This window comes from Kitasatospora azatica KCTC 9699 (assembly GCF_000744785.1).
Lineage (GTDB): Bacteria > Actinomycetota > Actinomycetes > Streptomycetales > Streptomycetaceae > Kitasatospora > Kitasatospora azatica.
In genome coordinates, this window is the sequence record NZ_JQMO01000003.1 from 3,740,034 (window position 1) to 3,756,221 (window position 16,188).

Genomic DNA, 16,188 nt, shown 5'->3' on the forward strand with positions numbered 1-16,188 from the left:
CTGCTCGCGGACTACTTGACCTCGGGGACGGCGGTGTCGTTCTGGATCGCCTCGAACACCTGCTTGGCCTTGGTCTGGTCCCACTTGACCGCCGACTCGCCGCTCGGCGTCCGGAAGTCGGCGTTGGCGATCGGAATGGTGATGCTCTTGCCGCTGCCCCCGCTGACCGTCTTCATCGCCTCGAAGAGTCCGGCCAGGTCGGTCAGGCCCGCGTCCTTGTCCACGATCAGGGTGTCCAGCCCGGAGCTGATCAGCGGGTAGACGGTGAACGGGTCGAGCAGGGTGCCCGGCGAGGCCGCCTGGTGGGCCAGCGCGGAGAGGAACTTCTGCTGGTTGCGCATCCGGCCCAGGTCCTGGTCGGCCATCTGGTGGCGCTGGCGGACGAAGGCCAGCGACTGCTGGCCGGTCAGGGTCTGGCAGCCGGCCTTGAGGTTGAGGCCGGAGTCCTTGTCCTGGATGTCCTTGTCGATGCACATGTGCACACCGCCGACCGCGTCCACGATGCCCACGAAGCCGGCGAAGCCGACCTCGGCGTAGTGGTCGATGTGGATGCCGGTGTTCTTCTCCACGGTCTGCGCCAGCAGTTGGCCGCCGCCGTTGTTGAAGGCGGAGTTGATCTTGCTGGTGGTGGCCGGGATGGTCTTCCCGGTACCCGCGGTGTCCTTGTGGGCCGGGATCGGCACCCAGGAGTCGCGCGGGATGCTCATCAGCGTGTTCCCGTGGTCGCCGATGTGCAGGATCATCATCGAGTCGCTGCGCTTGCCCTCGTCGGACCCGGTGTGCAGGTCCTGCTTCTGGGCGTCGCTGAGACCGTTGCGGCTGTCCGAGCCGACGATCAGCCAGTTGGTGCCCTTGCCCGCGGCCGGGCGGCCGTCGTAACCGCTCAGCACGTCCTGGTGGTTGAGCTTGGAGTCGGCCCACAGGTAGGTGCCCACGCCGACGGCCAGCGGCAGCATCAGCGCGGCGAGCAGGCCGAAGGAGATGTACTTGACCTTGCGGCGGCGCGGCCAGCGCTTGGCCGCCGCCGGCCGCTGGCCCCCCGGGCCGCCGGGGCCACCAGGACCACCGGGACCGGCCGGGCCCGCGGGGCCGGCAGGACCCGTGCGTGCGCCGGAAGGGCCGGGAGGGCCGGGAGGACCGGTGGGTGCGCCGGAGGGACCGGTGGGTGCGCCGGCCGGTCGGGGTACCCCCGGGCCGCGCGGGTTGAGTGAAGCCGGCAACGGCGGCTCGGCGCCGCCACCGGCCACGCCGCCCTGACCTGCGCCGGCCCTCGGCCGGGAGGTACCGCCACCACCGCCGCCCGGGCGGCCCTGCTGCCACGTGTTCATGTCCACGAGGATGCCCGATCCGACCCGGTCGGCACCCCCGACCTGGGCTCTTGTAGCAGAGTTGATGCAGGCACGCGACGGATCGGGGGAAAGTTCACCGGGTGGGACGATCCTTGACCCCCTCAACCACTGCGTGTTGTCATGAGAGCCATGGATCAGAGGTGGAGTTTCACGCGTCGACGGCACGTCGACCTGCAGCGTGTCTCCGGCTCGCTCTGTCGTTCCCTCACCCGCGGCTGACCACGCGCCGCAGCAGCCCCCACGACCACGGCGGCTCCGCCGCGCCCCGTCCTGCCCCGAGGTGAACCCATGGCCACTGTCCTCGCCGTCTCCGGCTCCCCGTCCGCCACCTCCCGAACCACCCGACTGCTGCGCCACGTCGGCGCCCAGCTCACCGAGCAGGGCCACCAGGTGCGCACCCTCGACGTCCGCGACCTGCCCGCCGAGGCGCTGCTGCACGCGGACACCCGCCACCCCGCGATAGCCCGGGCCGTCGAGCTGGTGGCCGAGGCGGAGGGCGTGGTGATCGGCACCCCCGTCTACAAGGCCGCCTACTCGGGCCTGTTGAAGACCCTGCTGGACCTGCTGCCGCAGTACGCGCTGGCCGGCAAGACGGTGCTGCCGCTGGCCACCGGCGGCTCCACCGCGCATGTGCTCGCGGTGGACTACGCGCTTCGCCCGGTGCTCGCCTCGATGGGCGCCACGCACATCACCCAGGGCTGGTTCGTGCTGGACCGGGACATCTCGGTCCGCGAGGACGGTCTGACCGTGCTCGAACGGGAGACGGACGTGCTGCTCCAGCCCATGGTGGACGGCTTCTCCCAGGCGCTGCGACTGCGCGCCGAAGCGGTCCTCGCGGCCCGTCCCTGAGACCTCGGTCCTGGTCCCCTAGGGGGAGGTCGTCCGCCACCCGTACAACTCTGGTCATCCAGGGTCCTCCCGTCGGATGACGAGCCGTCGAGGAGCAGGCTCTAGGTTAGTGACATCGGCTCGGCCTCCGTCTGTCCTGGGGTCGGGCTCGGGGGAACACCAACCAAGGAGCACACCGTGACGACGGCATCCGCAGCCGTGCAGACATCCGAGAACCCTGGCGGCCCGTCCGCCAACGCCGCGGCGGCGCGGCAGGTGACGAAGGCGTACGGGCAGGGGGAGACCCGGGTCACGGCGCTGAACGCGGTGGACGTGGACATCCAGCGCGGCCGATTCACCGCGATCATGGGGCCCTCGGGCTCCGGCAAGTCCACCCTGATGCACTGCCTCGCCGGTCTGGACACCGTGACGGACGGTCGGATCTGGGTCGGGGACACCGAGATCACCGGTCTGAAGGACAAGCAGCTGACCCAGCTGCGCCGCGACAAGATCGGCTTCATCTTCCAGTCCTTCAACCTGCTCCCGACGCTGAACGCGCTGGAGAACATCACGCTGCCGATGGACATAGCCGGCCGCAAGGCGGACCAGGGCTGGCTGGACCAGGTGGTCGCCACCGTCGGCCTGGCCGACCGGCTCAAGCACCGGCCGACCCAGCTCTCCGGCGGTCAGCAGCAGCGCGTCGCGGTGGCCCGGGCGCTGGCCGCCCGTCCCGAGATCATCTTCGGCGACGAGCCCACCGGTAACCTCGACTCCCGCTCCGGCTCCGAGGTGCTGACCTTCCTGCGCCGCTCGGTGGACGAGCTGTCCCAGACCATCGTCATGGTCACCCACGACCCGGTGGCCGCGAGCTACGCGGACCGGGTGCTCTTCCTGGCCGACGGCGTGATCGTGGACGAGATGCACGCCCCGACCGCCGACTCCGTCCTCGAGCGCATGCGCCGCTTCGACGGCAAGCGCACCAGCTGAGGCGGGGTCAGAACTCATGTTGCTCAAAACCTCACTACGGAGCTTCCTGGCCCACAAGGGCCGGATGGTGCTCTCACTCATCGCCATCGTGCTGTCGGTGGCCTTCGTCTCCGGCACCCTGGTCTTCTCCAACACCGCGACCAGCACCTTCGACAAGCTCTTCGCCTCCACCGCCGCCGACATCCAGGTCACCCAGGCACCGGTCAAGAAGGACGCCCAGGGCCAGGGTCAGGGGCCGGGCCAGAGGCCGTTGACCGTCCCGGCCTCGGCGGTCCAGCAGGTCTCCACCCAGCCCGGCGTGAAGAGCGCCAAGGGCGAGGTCTCGGTCGTCGACGCCACGCTGGTCAACCCGAAGACCAAGAAGCAGGTCGGCCCGACCGGCGGCGCCCCGACCATCGTCGGCTCCTGGACGCCCGGCCCGCGCTCGCCGATGACGATCACCTCAGGCGCGGCCCCGGCCGGCGACAAGCAGGTGATGATCGACGCCGACACCGCCAAGAAGGCCAAGCTCGGCCTCGGCGACCCGGTCCGGGTGATCAACTCGCTCGGCACCTTCGACTACACCATCTCCGGCATCGCCACCTTCACCGGCACCAACCCCGGTGCGGCGCTGGCCTTCCTGGACGTCCCGACCGCCCAGCACGACCTGCTCGGCGAGACCGGTGTCTTCACCTCGATCTCCGCCTTCGGCGACGGCAGCGTCTCCAACGACCAGCTCAAGAGCGAGACGGTCAGCGCGCTCGGCAGCGGCTTCCAGGTGAAGACCGCGGCCGAGCAGCAGGCCGACGACAGCAAGGGGATCGGCTCCTTCCTCGACTTCATGAAGTACGTGATGCTCGGGTTCGCCGGCGTCTCGCTGCTGGTCGGCGGCTTCCTGATCATCAACACCTTCTCCATGCTGGTCGCCCAGCGCACCCGGGAGATCGGCCTGCTGCGCGCCCTCGGCGGCAGCCGCGGGCAGGTCAACGGCTCGGTGCTGTTGGAGGCGCTGCTGCTCGCGGTGGTCGGCTCCACGCTCGGCATGCTGGCCGGCCTCGGCCTGGCGCAGCTGCTGATCGGGCTGATGAAGCTGGTGGGGATGAACATCTCCTCCTCGCTGGAGTTCACCGCCTCGGTGCCGATCGCCTCCTACACGGTGGGCATCGTGATCACCGTGCTCTCCGCGCTGATCCCGGCCTTCCGCGCCTCCAAGGTCGCTCCGATGGCCGCGCTGCGCGACCACGGCACCCCGAACGAGGGCGCTTCCAACAAGGTCCGGGTGATCATCGGCCTGGTGCTGACCCTGGGTGGGGCCGCGCTGCTGGTGGCCGGTGGCACCGCGAGCAAGGCCGGTACCGGCGGCTCGCTGCTGGGCCTGGGCGTGCCGCTCACCCTGGTCGGCTTCGTGGTGCTCGGCCCGCTGCTGGCCACCGGTCTGATCCGGCTGCTCGGCGGCGTCCTGCCGGCTCTGTTCGGCCCGTCCGGCAAGCTCGCCCAGCGCAACGCGATGCGCAACCCGCGCCGCACCGGCGCCACCGCGGCCGCGCTGATGATCGGCCTGGCCCTGGTCACCGGTGCGGGCGTGGTCACCTCCTCGATGGTCAGCTCGACCGACTCGCAGATCGAGAAGCAGGTCGGTGCCGACTACCTGGCCTTCGCCAACCGGACCGGTCTGACCCCGGCCATGGTGGACGCGGCCAAGCACGCCCCGGGGATCGACCACATCACCGAGGAGAAGTACCTGCCGGCCACCCTCACCACGCCGGACGGCAAGACCACCGAGTCGGCGGTCGCTGCGGAGTCCTCGACCTTCGCCGGTGACTTCCACTTCCCGGTCGCCTCCGGCTCGCCGCAGGACGCGATCGTCGGCGGCGGGATCTCGGTCGACGAGACCTTCGCCAAGGACCACAACCTGAAGCTCGGCGACAAGCTCTCCATCGACTACGGCAAGGGCCGCACCCAGTCCCTGCCGGTCGCGGTGATCACCACCAAGGGCAGCCAGATCTTCGACGGCCACTTCTACACCGGCATCGACACGGTCACCCGGGTGGTCCCGGCCGACCAGCAGCCGGTCGACCGCGCCTTCTACGGCATGGCGGCCGCGGGAGCCGACAAGGGCAAGGCCTACCAGGCCCTGCAGGACGCGCTCAGCGACTACCCGCAGGTGACCGTGAAGGACCAGGAGGGCCTCAAGCAGCTCTTCCAGCAGAACGTCAACGTCCTGCTGTACCTGGTCTACGGCCTGCTCGGGTTGGCCATCCTGGTCGCGGTGCTCGGCGTGGTCAACACGCTGGCGCTCTCCGTGGTCGAGCGGACCCGGGAGATCGGCCTGCTGAGGGCGATCGGCATCTCCCGCCGCCAGCTGCGCCGGATGATCCGGCTGGAGTCCGTGGTGATCGCGGTCTTCGGCGCCGTGCTCGGCACCGGCCTCGGCCTGGCCTGGGGCGTCACCACCCAGCGGGTGCTGCGCAACACCGGCCTCGACGTGCTGACCATCCCGACCGGCACCATCATCGGGGTGCTGATCGCCTCCGCAGTGGTCGGCCTGCTGGCCGCGCTGCTGCCGGCCTTCCGGGCCTCGCGGATGAACGTCCTGGACGCGATCGCCACCGGCTGACCACCCGTCAGCCGACCAGGGCCGGGCGCTCCCACGGGGGGGAGCGCCCGGCCCTTGGCGTTCAACAGCTTCCGGTACGGTGGGGCGCGATGAACACCATGGCTGCTGAGGAGCTGCCGGCGGTCTCTGTGATCATGCCGGTGCTCAACGAGGAACGACACCTTCGCACCGCCGTGCGGCGCATCCTGGAGCAGGAGTACGCCGGCGCCATGGAGGTGGTGATCGCGCTGGGTCCGTCCACCGACAGGACCGACGCGATCGCCGCCGAGCTGGCGGCCGAGGATCCGCGGGTGCGCACCGTGCCGAACCCCACCGGTCGCACGCCCGCCGGGCTGAACGCCGCGATCCGGGCCTCCAGCCACCCGATAGTGGTCCGGGTGGACGGCCACGGCCTGCTCACGCCGGGCTACATCGCCACCGCCGTGCGGCTGCTCGGCGAGATGGACGCGGCCAACGTCGGCGGGATCATGCACGCCGAGGGCGAGACCGAGTGGGAGAAGGCGGTCGCCGCCGCGATGACCGCCAAGATCGGCGTCGGCAACGCCGCCTTCCACACCGGCGGCCTGGCCGGCCCGGCCGAGACGGTCTACCTCGGAGTCTTCCGCCGCGAGGTGCTGGAGAAGCTCGGCGGCTACAACGAGGAGTTCATCCGGGCCCAGGACTGGGAGCTCAACTACCGGATCCGCCAGGACGGCGGCCTGATCTGGTTCACCCCGCAGCTCAAGGTGACCTACCGGCCGCGGCCGAGCGTCCGGGCACTGGCCAAGCAGTACAAGGACTACGGGCGCTGGCGCCGGGTGGTGACCCGCTACCACCGCGGCTCGGTCAACCTGCGCTACCTCGCCCCGCCGGCCGCGCTGCTCGCCGTGCTGCTCGGCCTGGTGCTGGGGGCCGCCGTGCACCCGGTCTTCTTCGTCCTGCCCGGCGGCTACGCGGCCGGCATCCTCGGCGGCTCGCTGCTCGAGGGGCGGGGACTGTCCACCAAGGCCCGGCTGCAGCTGCCGGTCGCGCTGGCCACCATGCACTTCAGCTGGGGCTTCGGCTTCCTCACCTCGCCGCGCAGGCTGGCGGCCAGGGTGATCGCCAGCACGGCGCCGAACGCGGTGCGCGAGCCGGTCCGCTAGCCGGTCTGCTGGCCGGTCTGCTGGCCGGTCCTGGTCACTGCTCGAGCGAGCCGGTCCAGCCCTTGACGCAGCCGGCCTCGTCGCCGTTGTGCACGGTGACTCCGAGGCCGGAGGGCGAGGCGCTGGGGGTGCTGCCGAGGGCGTCGGCCGGAGCGTCGGTCGGGGTGTCGGTGTCGCTCGCGGACGGCGTCCCGCTCGGCGTGGGCGTGGTCGCTGACGGCCTGTCAGTGCCCGTGCCCGTCGCCGGGCTCGGCTCGGTGTTCGGGGTCAGCGGCTGCCCGTCCCGGACCAGCCGGAACAGCTGGTCCGCCGCCGGCTGGGTGAACGCGGCCTTCTGGCGCAGCGAGGGGCTCGGGTCGTCCTCGGTGTAGTGCATCTCGGGCTGCACGAACTGCACCGAACCCGGCTTGATGTTGCTGAGTTCGTTGGCCAGACCGACCAGCTTGGTGGTCCCGTCGATCGCGTCGTCCACCGTGATGGACCGGGTGGCCGCCTCCACCACCGGGAACGCGGTGGTCGGGTCGAGCAGCGTCCCGGCGCTGGTGACCTTGCGCAGCAGGGCCGACAGGTAGGCGCGCTGCATGGTGAAGCGGCCCAGCGAGCTGCCGTCCTGCACCGCCATCCGGGTGCGGACGAAGGCCAGGCCCTGCTCGCCGTCGAGGGTGTGCGGGCCGGCCGACAGGTCGAGGTGCGACTCCCTGTCGTGGATCGGGGTGCAGAGGTTGACCGGCACCCCGCCCACGGCGTCGGTCAGGTCCTTGACGCCCTGGAAGGTGACCAGCGCGTAGTGGTCGATCTTGAGCTGGGTGACCGACTCCACGGTGCTGGTCACGCAGCCCGGACCGCCGCGGCCGAGCGCCTCGTTGAGCGGCCGGTGAGTGGTCGCCCGGAACACCTCGCCGGTCTTCGGGTCCTTGCACTCGGGCAGGTCGACGAGGGTGTCCCGGGGCAGGTTGACGGCGACCGCCGAGCGCCGGTCGGGGGCTATGTGGAGCACGATGTCGACGTCGTTGTTGCCGATCCCGGTGTTGTCCCGGTCGCCGTACGCGCCGTCCAGGCCGGCCCGGCTGTCCGTCCCGATCACCAGGATGTTCATCGCACTGCGGCCTGCCGTGTCGGTCGGCCCCGGCGGCGGCGGGGGCAGCGCCACGGCGGCGCGCAGCGGGGTGTGCTTGATGTTCGAGTCCAGGTGCTTGAGGTAGACGTAACCCGCCGCGCACCCGGCCAGCAGAGTCAGGCCCAGGGTCGCCGCAATGGGCTTCAGCCGCCGCCGCGTGCCGCTCCTGCGGGCAGGCTCGCGCCGCTGCCTGGTCGTCATGGTGGTTCCCCCCGGTTGCAACTTCCAGAGGGGAACCTACCGTGCGAATACGACAGGTCGGCTAATCAGTTACACCATCAGAACATTTGCGCGGAGATTTAACCTTCCGCCCAGGCTTCCGCGCAGGCTTCCGCACGGGTTCCGGCGGAGCCTCAGCCGACCTTCAGGGTCACTCGCTCCGCGTCGATCCGGCTGCGCCACTGATCATCCGTCAGCTCGCCGGAGTTGCGGCACAGCACCACCGAACCGCCGGCCACCAGCGGGGCCAGCAGGCCGGCCTCCAGGCCGGCCCAGTCGTCGTAGGACAGGGTGCTCAGCACCCGCGAGCCGCGCTCCAGGCCGAGCCGGGCGGCGCCCTCGCGGGCCAGTCGCACGGTCTGCTCGCTGCTCAGCTTGAGCGGCAGCCCGTCCACCGTGGTCTCCAGTGCGGGCGAGTCCGCGACCACCGGGGAGTACGGCGCGAAGCGGTCCCCCTGGCCCGGCACCTCGGCCGCGTAGTCGAGGAAGCCGTCCGGGCGCTGCGGGAACCGGCCGCCGAGCGGGCGCAGCGCCAGCGCCACCCGTTCGCCGGAACAGGCCTGGGCGGCTTCCAGCCCGTCCGGGCCGCTGACCACCAGCGCGGCCTCGGCGGGGTCGCCGCCCGGCACCGCGGTGACGCCCACCGACCAGCAGGCCAGTAGCCAGACCGCACTCTGCCAGTGCGCGGGGAGCAGCAGTGCCGCACGGTCCTCGGGACCGGCGTTCAGCTCGTCCTGCAGCAGATTGGCGGTCTTGGCCACCCAGTTGTCGAAGGTTTTGACCGAGAGTTCGACTCTCTCCCCCGTGCGGTCGTCATAGAAAGTGACCAGGGGTCGGGCGGGATCCTCACCGAGGGCGGCTCGCAGCAGCTCGGCGGGGGTACGGGCGTCGGCAGCGAAGGGCGCAGTCATGGTGCAGCCCAGCCTAAGGCCTGCCGGGGGCCGTGCGGGAGGGGCCAACGCGCCTGCGAAGACGGCTGTGACCTTGTCGAATACCCGTCAGATCGTGGGCGTCGGGCGGGTGGCGAGTCGGGCGACTTGGGCCGATTATCCGTTTTATGCGTATTCATCTCGCCTCCTTACTGGGCGCCGGCTGCGCCCTCACCCTGCTCCTCCAGGCGCCCGGCTCCACTGCCGCCCCCGTGTCGACAGCGCGTACCAGCACCCTCGCGCTCACCCCGCTGGCGGCCGACCGCGTCACCGGCGGTCAGCTCCGCGGCCTCACCGCGCGCCCCACCGTCGGCTACTCACTGCTCGGCGTCAGCTGGGACGACCCGAGCGCCCGGCTGACCGGCACCGTCCAGGTCCGCACCCGCGCGGCCGGCCGGTGGAGCGGCTGGCACGACCTGGTCGCCGACTCCGAGGACCGCCCCGACACCGCCGAGGCCACCGGCTCGCGCGCCCGCGGTGCCACCGCCCCGCTCTGGGTCGGGCCCAGCGACGGCGTCGAGGTCCGGGTCAGCGGTGCCGGGCCGCTGCCGAACGGGCTGCGGGTGGAACTGGTGGACCCGGGTGACGGGCCGTCAGCTGCAGCCGCAGCCGCCGCGCCGCCGGCCGAGCGGGCCCCGCGCGTGCTGCCCGCCGCCGAGCACCCGGCCCCGCGCCCGGGCATCGTCACCCGCTCCGGCTGGGGCGCCGACGAGTCGCTGCGCGAGCCGGGCTTCGTCTACACCGGGGACGTCCGGGCGGTCTTCGTCCACCACACCGACAGCGGCAACGACTACAACTGCGGCGACAGCCCCAGGGTGATCCGCGCGATCTACCAGTACCACGTGCGCTCCAACGGCTGGCGCGACCTCGGCTACAACTTCCTGGTCGACCGCTGCGGCATCATCTACGAGGGCCGGGCCGGCGGCGTCGCCCGGTCGGTGCTGGGCGCCCACACGCTCGGCTTCAACACCGACTCGGCGGGCGTGGCCGCGATCGGCACCTACGTCTCCGACCCGCCGCCACAGGCCCAGCTCGACGGCATCGCCAAGATCGCCGCCTGGAAACTCGGCCTCACCGACCAGGACGCCACCGGCACCACCACCCTGACCTCGACGAACGACGGAAGCCGCTACCCCGCCGGCACCAGCCACACCTTCGACGCGATCTCCGGCCACCGCGACGCCTTCAACACCGAGTGCCCGGGCGACGCACTCTTCGCCAAGCTCGACGCCATCCGCGACCGGGCCGCCCACCTGCAGGGGCGTAGGTAGCGTCAGTGCCGAGGTCCAGACTGGACCGGTGAACGACCACGCACCGCGCGAGCGGGTCTGGCTCCCCGGCCACCCGCTCGACCTGCACCGCACCCTCGCCCCGCTGCGCCACGGCCCCGGCGACCCGGCCTGCCGGGTGACCGGCGACGGCGCCGTCTGGCGGGCATCGCGCACCCCGGCGGGGATCGGCACGCTGCGGGTCGAGGCCGGGCCCGGCCAGGTGCGGGCGCAGGCCTGGGGCCCCGCTGCGGACTGGCTGCTCGACCGGCTGCCCGAGCTGCTCGGTGCCACCGACGATCCGTCAGGACTGGTGCTGCCGCCCGGTCCGGTCCGGGAGGCCCAGCGCGCCAACCCCGGTCTGCGGCTCTGCCGCACCGGGCTGGTGCTGGAGTCGCTGGTCCCGGCGATCCTGGGGCAGAAGGTCACCTCCGACGAGGCCTACCGTGCCTGGCGGCTGCTGCTGCGCGACTTCGGCACCCCGGCCCCGGGCCCGGCCGCCGAGCTGCGGATGCGGGTGCCGCCCTCGGCCCGCGAGTGGACGCTGATCCCGTCCTGGGAGTGGCACCGCGCGGGCGTCGACCCCAAGCGCTCGGCCACCATCCAGCGCGCCGTCCGGCTCGCCCCGCGCCTCGAGCAGGCCGCCGGCATGGCGCACCAGGACGCCTACGCCCGCCTCACCGCCGTCCCCGGGATCGGCGAGTGGACGGCCGCCGAGACCCTGCAACGCAGCAACGGCGACGCCGACGCCGTCTCGGTCGGCGACTTCCACCTGGCCAACTTCGTCGGCTGGGCCCTGGCCGGCCGCCCCCGCTCCACCGACGCCGACCTGCTCACCCTGCTCGCCCCCTACACCCCCCACCGCCACCGCACCTGCCGCCTGATCGCCCTCACCGGCCTCCACCCACCCCGCTACGGCCCCCGCCTGACCCCGAACGACCACCGCTCCCGCTGAGCCTGTCCTGGTGTACACCGGCTCGCGTACGCTGAATCCATGGCTGACGCACTGAGCATCCGTGAGGCCCGTGCCCATCTCGCCGAGGTGGTGACCAAGGCCGAGGCGGGCGAAATCACGGTGATCACCCGCAAGGGGGAGCGGGTCGGAGCCGTGGTGCCGATCGCGATCCTGGACGCCATAGAGGAGGCGGCGGACGAGCTGGCCGCGCGGGAGGCGGAGGAGCACCGGGGCGACCCCACGGTCAGCATGGCCGAACTGCTCGCGGACCTCTTCGCCGACCCCAGGGATGCCTCGGGCGGCGCTGCGTGAAGTACGCCTTCCGCTTCACCACCCATGCCCAGCGCCAGCTGCGGGCGATCGGTCAGGTCGCGGCGCTGCGCATCCTCACCGCACTGACCCCGCTGGGCGCGGACCCTTATGCCGATGGCCTCGACGTGAAGAAGCTCAGCGGCCACGAAGGCCTCTACCGGCTCCGGGCGGGCGACTTCCGAGTGATCTACGAGGTGCACGGCGAGGTCCTGGTGATCCTGGTGGTCCACATCGGGAACCGCCGGGACGTGTACCGGAGCATCTGACCCCTCGTCACCGCACGGTGATGAACTCCGCTGCCCCGCGGGGTGGGCGGTCCTTCGGTTGGGCGAGCGGGCGGCCGACGGCTACGGCGCCCATCGGGTCCCAGGTGTCGGGGAGGTGGAGGACCTCGCGGACGGTGTCGCGGCAGAACATGGTGGACGAGACCCAGGCCGTTCCGTAGCCCTCGCCGGCCAGGGTGACCAGCAGGTTCTGCACGGCGGCGCCGATCGCGACGGTGAACATCTCGCGTTCGGCGGCGGCCCGGCGCGGGTCGGGGTAGGGGTGGCAGCCGTCCATCACCAGGCAGGGCACCACCAGGTACGGGGCCTTGCGCAGCACGTCGCCGCGGGCGGTCCGGCGGGCCACCTTGGCCTCGTCCCAGCCGTCGAGCTCGCGCAGGTCGCGCTGCCAGGCCGCGAGCATGGCGTCCAGCAGTTCGGTGCGCGCGGCCGGCGACTCCAGCAGGACGAAGCGCCACGGGGTGGTGTGGTGCGGGGCGGGGGCGGTGACGGCGGCGGCGACCGCGCGGCGGACCGCCTCGGGGTGCACCGGCTCCTCGCTGAACTCGCGCACCGTGCGGCGCAGCGTCACGGCCTCGCGGACCGCTTCCGAGGTGCCGAGCCGGAACATGTCTTCCTCGATCGGCCGGACCAGCGGCCGGATGCCGTCGCCGTCCTGCTCGGTCACGGCCGCGGCCAGGCCGCGCACCACCGCGACCGGGGTGCCGGTGGCCTTGCCCTTCACCAGGTCGCCGGCGGCGGCGAGTTCGTCGGCCACGGCGGTCATGGTGAGCACCAGCTCGTTGCCGTGGCTGTCGGTGCGGCCGCGGTGGTCCTCCAGCACGTCCAGGCCGGCCGCGCCGATCGCCACGTCGGTCAGGCCGTTGCGCCAGGGGCGGCCGAAGGTGTCGGTGACGATCACCGCGACCTGACGGCCGGTCAGCTCGTGGATCCGGGCCCGGATCGCGCGCGCCGATCCGTCGGGGTCCAGCGGCAGCAGCAGCACGGTGCCGGGCGCGGTGTTGGAGGCGTCCACCCCGGCGGCGGCCATCACCAGGCCCTGCCGGTTCTGCACGATCCTGGTCCGCCCGCGCCGGGCCACCACCCGGACCGCCTCGGCGTCGATCGCCGCCTCGCGGTCGACGGCGTGCACCAGCCGCCCCTCGGCCTTGCTGACGATCTTCGAGGTGACCAGCAGGATGTCGCCGTGCCGCAGTTCGACGGCCTTGGCGATCAGTGCGCCCAGGTCGGCGTCGACCTCGATCTCGGGCAGCCCGAGGACCGGCAGGATCTCCAGCGGTTGCGTCACGCCCGCACCTGCTCGGCCAGCTCCAGCGCCGCCCGGGCCATCGCGGCGGTCGCGGCCGGGTCGCTCATCAGCAGCGGTACGGCCCGGCAGGTGATGCCCGCCGCCGTCACCTCGGCCACTGACGCGGCGTCGGCCTGGTCCACCAGCCAACCGTCGATCAGCTCGGCGCCGTAGTGCAGCGCGACGGCCGCGGCCGAGGCCTCGACGCCGACCGCCGCGAGCACCTTGTCCGCCATCCCGCGCACCGGCGCACCGCCGATGATCGGGGACAGGCCGACCACCGGCGCGGCCGCGGCGGCCACCGCGGCGCGGATGCCGGGGACGGCCAGGATGGTGCCGATGCTGACCACCGGGTTGGACGGCGGGAAGAGGATCACGTCGGCGGCGGCGATCGCCTCCAGCACGCCGGGCGCCGGCTTGGCGGTGTCCGCGCCGACCGGGATGATCGCCTCGGCGGGGACGGCTGCGTGCAGTCGGACCCAGTACTCCTGGAAGTGCACCGCCCGGGTGCCTTCCGCATCGGTGATCTTCACGTGGGTCTCGACCCGGTCGTCGCTCATCGGCAGCAGCCGCACACCGGGCTGCCAGCGGTCGCAGAGCGCCTCGGTCACCGCGCTGAGCGGGTATCCGGCGCCGAGCATCTGGGTCCGGACGATGTGGGTGGCGAAGTCCTTGTCGCCGAGCCCGAACCAGGACGGGCCGACGCCGTACGCGGCCAGCTCCGCCTTGACCGCGAAGCTCTCCTCGGCCCGGCCCCAGCCCTGCTCCTCGTGGATGCCGCCGCCCAGCGTGTACATCACGGTGTCCAGGTCGGGGCAGACCTTCAACCCGAAGAGGTGGATGTCGTCCCCGGTGTTGCCGATGACGGTGATCTCGTCGCCGGGAGCGACCACGTCCTTGAGCCCGCGCAGGAAGCGCGCGCCGCCGATCCCGCCTGCCAGTGCCACGATACGCATGCGCTCATCCTGCCAGTCCGTCAGGACTGCCCGGGTGCCAGCGGCGGCACTGTCGCCGTCGTCGGCACTGTCAGCACCATCGTCGGCCCGGTCAGGACTGCTCGGGCTCCAGCTCCGGTACCACCGCGCCGTACTGGTTCATCTCGGTCAGTCCGGGGGAGTACAGGTGGATGCTGACGGCGGGTTCGAGGGTGGCGTTGACCACCTCGTGCAGGTAGCCGGAGGAGAAGACCCTCCCCCAGCCTCCGGCCGGGGGGACCCCCATCCCGCCCGGCTTGAGGGTGCGGGCGCCCTCGCCCGCGTGGGTCAGCGAGCGCTCCACCAACTCGCCCTGCACCACGGTCATCACCCCGGAGGAGTCGCCGTGGTCGTGGAACCCGCTGCTCTGCCCGGGCAGCCAGCTGAGCAGCCAGACCTCGTAGCCGGGGCCGGTCTCCAGCCGGGCGTACCAGCGGGTCAGCGCGTCGTAGCGGACCAGCGGGGCCCAGCGGTCGCGGTCGGCGGCGATCTCGCGGACCAGCCGGGCGTAGCCGGCCACCGTGGTCGGGTGGCCGGGCAGGTCGGTGCGGGCCAGGTGCGGGAAGGCCAGCGGGTCGCCGGCGATGCTGACATCGCTCAGTCCGTCGGCCCAACCCTTGGCGGGAGCCGGGAGGTGCACGGCGGGCTGCACGACGGTCTGCATTGCGGGCTGCACGGCGGCCGCCGCCCGGCGGGCGAGCTTGTTGCGGTCACGGTTGCGCTTGCGGGGGCGGATTCGACGGCGCATCACAGGTCCTCGCGGGTGGTCGGCGGTGGTCAGCCGGTCCGCGGGGATTCGGGGTGGACACGCGGGCGGCCTCGGGGCTCCTGAGGAGGCGCGCCGAGGCCGGAAGAGAGGTCCGGAGAGGGAGCGGCGCGCCTATCGACAGCAGGAGCGGCGACACCGACACAGAGCGCTCGCGGCACGACGGAGCACGATGTGGCGGCTCCGCTGGGCGATGGACTCTGACATGCCGTACAGGAGACAGGGTCGAGGGGCTTCGTGTCAAGTCCACCCTTACGGCCATCAGAGGGACATCAGGGACGAAACGCCGAATCAGGTGATAAGTCATCCTCTATGTTTCGATGTGCGGATAGCCGGGAAGGCAGCCGGTTGACCGGGTTGATCCCGTGTCAGACCGGTGTGTTGGCGGCCGCAATCGGATCGGTTCGTGCAACTGGATCGCAATCGGATCGCAACCGGATCGGTTCGGCAGACGTCTCCGCGAGCGGGGGTTGAGCCGGGTCTGGACCTGCCGCGTCGGCTGCGAGCTGCGGAAAGTCCGTTCTGTCCGGATATGTACACTATTTGTAGTGGCTTGGTTCCGGGGAGTGAATTCGCGACCCAATACCAGAGCTCGGCTTGACTGAGCCAGAGTGACGCACATGTAATTTCAGTCGTGTCGTTCGGCCGAACCAGCCGGCGGCCACACGCACGGGGACGCCAAGAGGGGCAGAGGAGGCGCGCCAATGAGCGAGCTCTTTGAGCTGTTGATCGGTGAGGACATCGAAGAGGAAGAGGAACTCGGTTGGCAGGAGCGTGCACTGTGCGCGCAGACCGACCCGGAGTCCTTCTTCCCGGAGAAGGGCGGGTCCACCCGCGAGGCCAAGAAGGTCTGCCTCGCCTGTGAGGTGCGATCGGAATGCCTGGAGTATGCCCTCGCCAACGACGAGCGATTCGGTATCTGGGGTGGCTTGTCGGAACGCGAGCGTCGTCGGCTCAAGAAGAGCGCTGTCTGAAAGCGCGCAGTCTGACCATAGGATCGGACATCCGCTTTCCTCTTCGCAGAATCTGTGCGGTATCCACAGGAGTTGTGCAAGCGCCTCGCCAACACGGCGGGGCGCTTTTGCATTTCCGCACGCCTCGCGCACCGCCGATGCGCCCGGGCGTCCCGCGTTGTCCGCAGCCCCCCACCAGGTGGGAACCACGATCGGCCGAAGCCGTTAGTGTGGTGCGC

16 protein-coding genes are annotated in these 16,188 nt (G+C 71.6%); 10 read left to right on the top strand and 6 right to left on the bottom strand.

Going from position 1 to position 16,188, the window contains the following annotated elements; translation table 11 throughout:
- Window positions 1-11 precede the first annotated feature (11 nt).
- Window positions 12-1,328: an LCP family protein gene (locus BR98_RS27325; RefSeq protein ID WP_035854069.1), complete on the bottom strand. Its 1,317-nt coding sequence runs from the start codon at window positions 1,326-1,328 to the stop codon at window positions 12-14.
- A 150-nt stretch (window positions 1,329-1,478) separates the two neighbouring features.
- On the opposite strand from BR98_RS27325, the gene BR98_RS42650 reads away from it, so the two are divergent.
- The 5 genes from BR98_RS42650 (at window position 1,479) to BR98_RS27345 (ending at window position 6,884) form a co-directional block, all read left to right on the top strand.
- Window positions 1,479-1,568 carry a putative leader peptide gene (locus BR98_RS42650; RefSeq protein WP_407639501.1) on the top strand — a complete coding sequence of 30 codons (90 nt, stop codon included), beginning with the start codon at window positions 1,479-1,481 and terminating at the stop codon, window positions 1,566-1,568.
- A gap of 69 nt (window positions 1,569-1,637) precedes the next feature.
- Window positions 1,638-2,198: an NADPH-dependent FMN reductase gene (gene ssuE, locus BR98_RS27330; protein ID WP_035848543.1), complete on the top strand. Its 561-nt coding sequence runs from the start codon at window positions 1,638-1,640 to the stop codon at window positions 2,196-2,198.
- Window positions 2,199-2,375: 177 nt separating this feature from the next.
- The gene (locus BR98_RS27335; RefSeq protein WP_051970261.1) at window positions 2,376-3,164 is read left to right on the top strand and encodes an ABC transporter ATP-binding protein; all 789 of its coding nucleotides are present in this window, start codon (window positions 2,376-2,378) and stop codon (window positions 3,162-3,164) included.
- Between the two features lie 16 nt (window positions 3,165-3,180).
- The gene (locus tag BR98_RS27340; protein WP_035848549.1) at window positions 3,181-5,760 is read left to right on the top strand and encodes an ABC transporter permease; all 2,580 of its coding nucleotides are present in this window, start codon (window positions 3,181-3,183) and stop codon (window positions 5,758-5,760) included.
- 98 nt (window positions 5,761-5,858) lie between these two features.
- Window positions 5,859-6,884: a glycosyltransferase family 2 protein gene (locus BR98_RS27345; RefSeq protein ID WP_157538232.1), complete on the top strand. Its 1,026-nt coding sequence runs from the start codon at window positions 5,859-5,861 to the stop codon at window positions 6,882-6,884.
- Window positions 6,885-6,918: 34 nt separating this feature from the next.
- Here BR98_RS27345 and BR98_RS27350 read toward each other — a convergent pair whose 3' ends face one another.
- Together BR98_RS27350 and BR98_RS27355 are read right to left on the bottom strand one after the other, a co-directional pair.
- A complete protein-coding gene (locus BR98_RS27350) occupies window positions 6,919-8,202 on the bottom strand; it encodes an LCP family protein (RefSeq protein WP_051970262.1) in 1,284 nt (427 codons plus the stop codon).
- A gap of 152 nt (window positions 8,203-8,354) precedes the next feature.
- Entirely contained in the window at window positions 8,355-9,131 is a 777-nt protein-coding gene (locus BR98_RS27355) for a TIGR03089 family protein (RefSeq protein WP_035848553.1), read from the bottom strand.
- Between the two features lie 146 nt (window positions 9,132-9,277).
- On the opposite strand from BR98_RS27355, the gene BR98_RS27360 reads away from it, so the two are divergent.
- From BR98_RS27360 to BR98_RS27375, 4 genes are read left to right on the top strand one after another with little or no spacing between them, the layout of a single operon-like run.
- Complete coding sequence (locus BR98_RS27360; RefSeq protein ID WP_035848561.1) at window positions 9,278-10,420, top strand: peptidoglycan recognition protein family protein; 1,143 nt, start codon at window positions 9,278-9,280, stop codon at window positions 10,418-10,420.
- A gap of 28 nt (window positions 10,421-10,448) precedes the next feature.
- A complete protein-coding gene (locus BR98_RS27365) occupies window positions 10,449-11,372 on the top strand; it encodes a DNA-3-methyladenine glycosylase family protein (RefSeq protein WP_035848564.1) in 924 nt (307 codons plus the stop codon).
- A 39-nt stretch (window positions 11,373-11,411) separates the two neighbouring features.
- Window positions 11,412-11,684 carry a type II toxin-antitoxin system Phd/YefM family antitoxin gene (locus tag BR98_RS27370; protein ID WP_035848571.1) on the top strand — a complete coding sequence of 91 codons (273 nt, stop codon included), beginning with the start codon at window positions 11,412-11,414 and terminating at the stop codon, window positions 11,682-11,684.
- The gene (locus tag BR98_RS27375; protein WP_035848577.1) at window positions 11,681-11,950 is read left to right on the top strand and encodes a type II toxin-antitoxin system RelE family toxin; all 270 of its coding nucleotides are present in this window, start codon (window positions 11,681-11,683) and stop codon (window positions 11,948-11,950) included. The genes BR98_RS27370 and BR98_RS27375 overlap by 4 nt, the downstream gene beginning before the upstream one ends.
- Before the next feature lie 7 nt (window positions 11,951-11,957).
- Here the strand turns inward: BR98_RS27375 and BR98_RS27380 are convergent, their stop codons facing one another.
- The 3 genes from BR98_RS27380 to BR98_RS27390 all read right to left on the bottom strand — a co-directional run bounded on the left by BR98_RS27380 (window position 11,958) and on the right by BR98_RS27390 (window position 14,831).
- Window positions 11,958-13,256: a coenzyme F420-0:L-glutamate ligase gene (locus BR98_RS27380; protein ID WP_035848582.1), complete on the bottom strand. Its 1,299-nt coding sequence runs from the start codon at window positions 13,254-13,256 to the stop codon at window positions 11,958-11,960.
- On the bottom strand, window positions 13,253-14,212 hold the full coding sequence (gene cofD, locus BR98_RS27385; protein ID WP_035848585.1) for a 2-phospho-L-lactate transferase: 960 nt from the start codon (window positions 14,210-14,212) through the stop codon (window positions 13,253-13,255). The genes BR98_RS27380 and cofD overlap by 4 nt, the downstream gene beginning before the upstream one ends.
- A gap of 91 nt (window positions 14,213-14,303) precedes the next feature.
- Window positions 14,304-14,831 (bottom strand): cysteine dioxygenase, encoded by a 528-nt coding sequence (locus BR98_RS27390; RefSeq protein WP_035854075.1) that lies wholly within the window; start codon window positions 14,829-14,831, stop codon window positions 14,304-14,306.
- 869 nt (window positions 14,832-15,700) lie between these two features.
- Here BR98_RS27390 and BR98_RS27395 point away from each other — a divergent pair.
- The gene (locus tag BR98_RS27395; protein WP_035848588.1) at window positions 15,701-15,970 is read left to right on the top strand and encodes a WhiB family transcriptional regulator; all 270 of its coding nucleotides are present in this window, start codon (window positions 15,701-15,703) and stop codon (window positions 15,968-15,970) included.
- The last annotated feature ends 218 nt before the right edge of the window (window positions 15,971-16,188 follow it).

What these genes read in the sequence shown, in the direction of transcription:
- BR98_RS27360 (WP_035848561.1), top strand. Translation starts at nt 9,278, where the DNA reads ATGCGTATTCATCTCGCCTCCTTACTGGGCGCCGGCTGCGCCCTCACC.
- BR98_RS27350 (WP_051970262.1), bottom strand. Translation starts at nt 8,202, where the DNA reads ATGACGACCAGGCAGCGGCGCGAGCCTGCCCGCAGGAGCGGCACGCGG.
- BR98_RS42650 (WP_407639501.1), top strand. Translation starts at nt 1,479, where the DNA reads ATGGATCAGAGGTGGAGTTTCACGCGTCGACGGCACGTCGACCTGCAG.
- BR98_RS27325 (WP_035854069.1), bottom strand. Translation starts at nt 1,328, where the DNA reads ATGAACACGTGGCAGCAGGGCCGCCCGGGCGGCGGTGGTGGCGGTACC.
- ssuE (WP_035848543.1), top strand. Translation starts at nt 1,638, where the DNA reads ATGGCCACTGTCCTCGCCGTCTCCGGCTCCCCGTCCGCCACCTCCCGA.
- BR98_RS27370 (WP_035848571.1), top strand. Translation starts at nt 11,412, where the DNA reads ATGGCTGACGCACTGAGCATCCGTGAGGCCCGTGCCCATCTCGCCGAG.
- cofD (WP_035848585.1), bottom strand. Translation starts at nt 14,212, where the DNA reads ATGCGTATCGTGGCACTGGCAGGCGGGATCGGCGGCGCGCGCTTCCTG.
- BR98_RS27395 (WP_035848588.1), top strand. Translation starts at nt 15,701, where the DNA reads ATGAGCGAGCTCTTTGAGCTGTTGATCGGTGAGGACATCGAAGAGGAA.
- BR98_RS27340 (WP_035848549.1), top strand. Translation starts at nt 3,181, where the DNA reads ATGTTGCTCAAAACCTCACTACGGAGCTTCCTGGCCCACAAGGGCCGG.
- BR98_RS27355 (WP_035848553.1), bottom strand. Translation starts at nt 9,131, where the DNA reads ATGACTGCGCCCTTCGCTGCCGACGCCCGTACCCCCGCCGAGCTGCTG.
- BR98_RS27345 (WP_157538232.1), top strand. Translation starts at nt 5,859, where the DNA reads ATGGCTGCTGAGGAGCTGCCGGCGGTCTCTGTGATCATGCCGGTGCTC.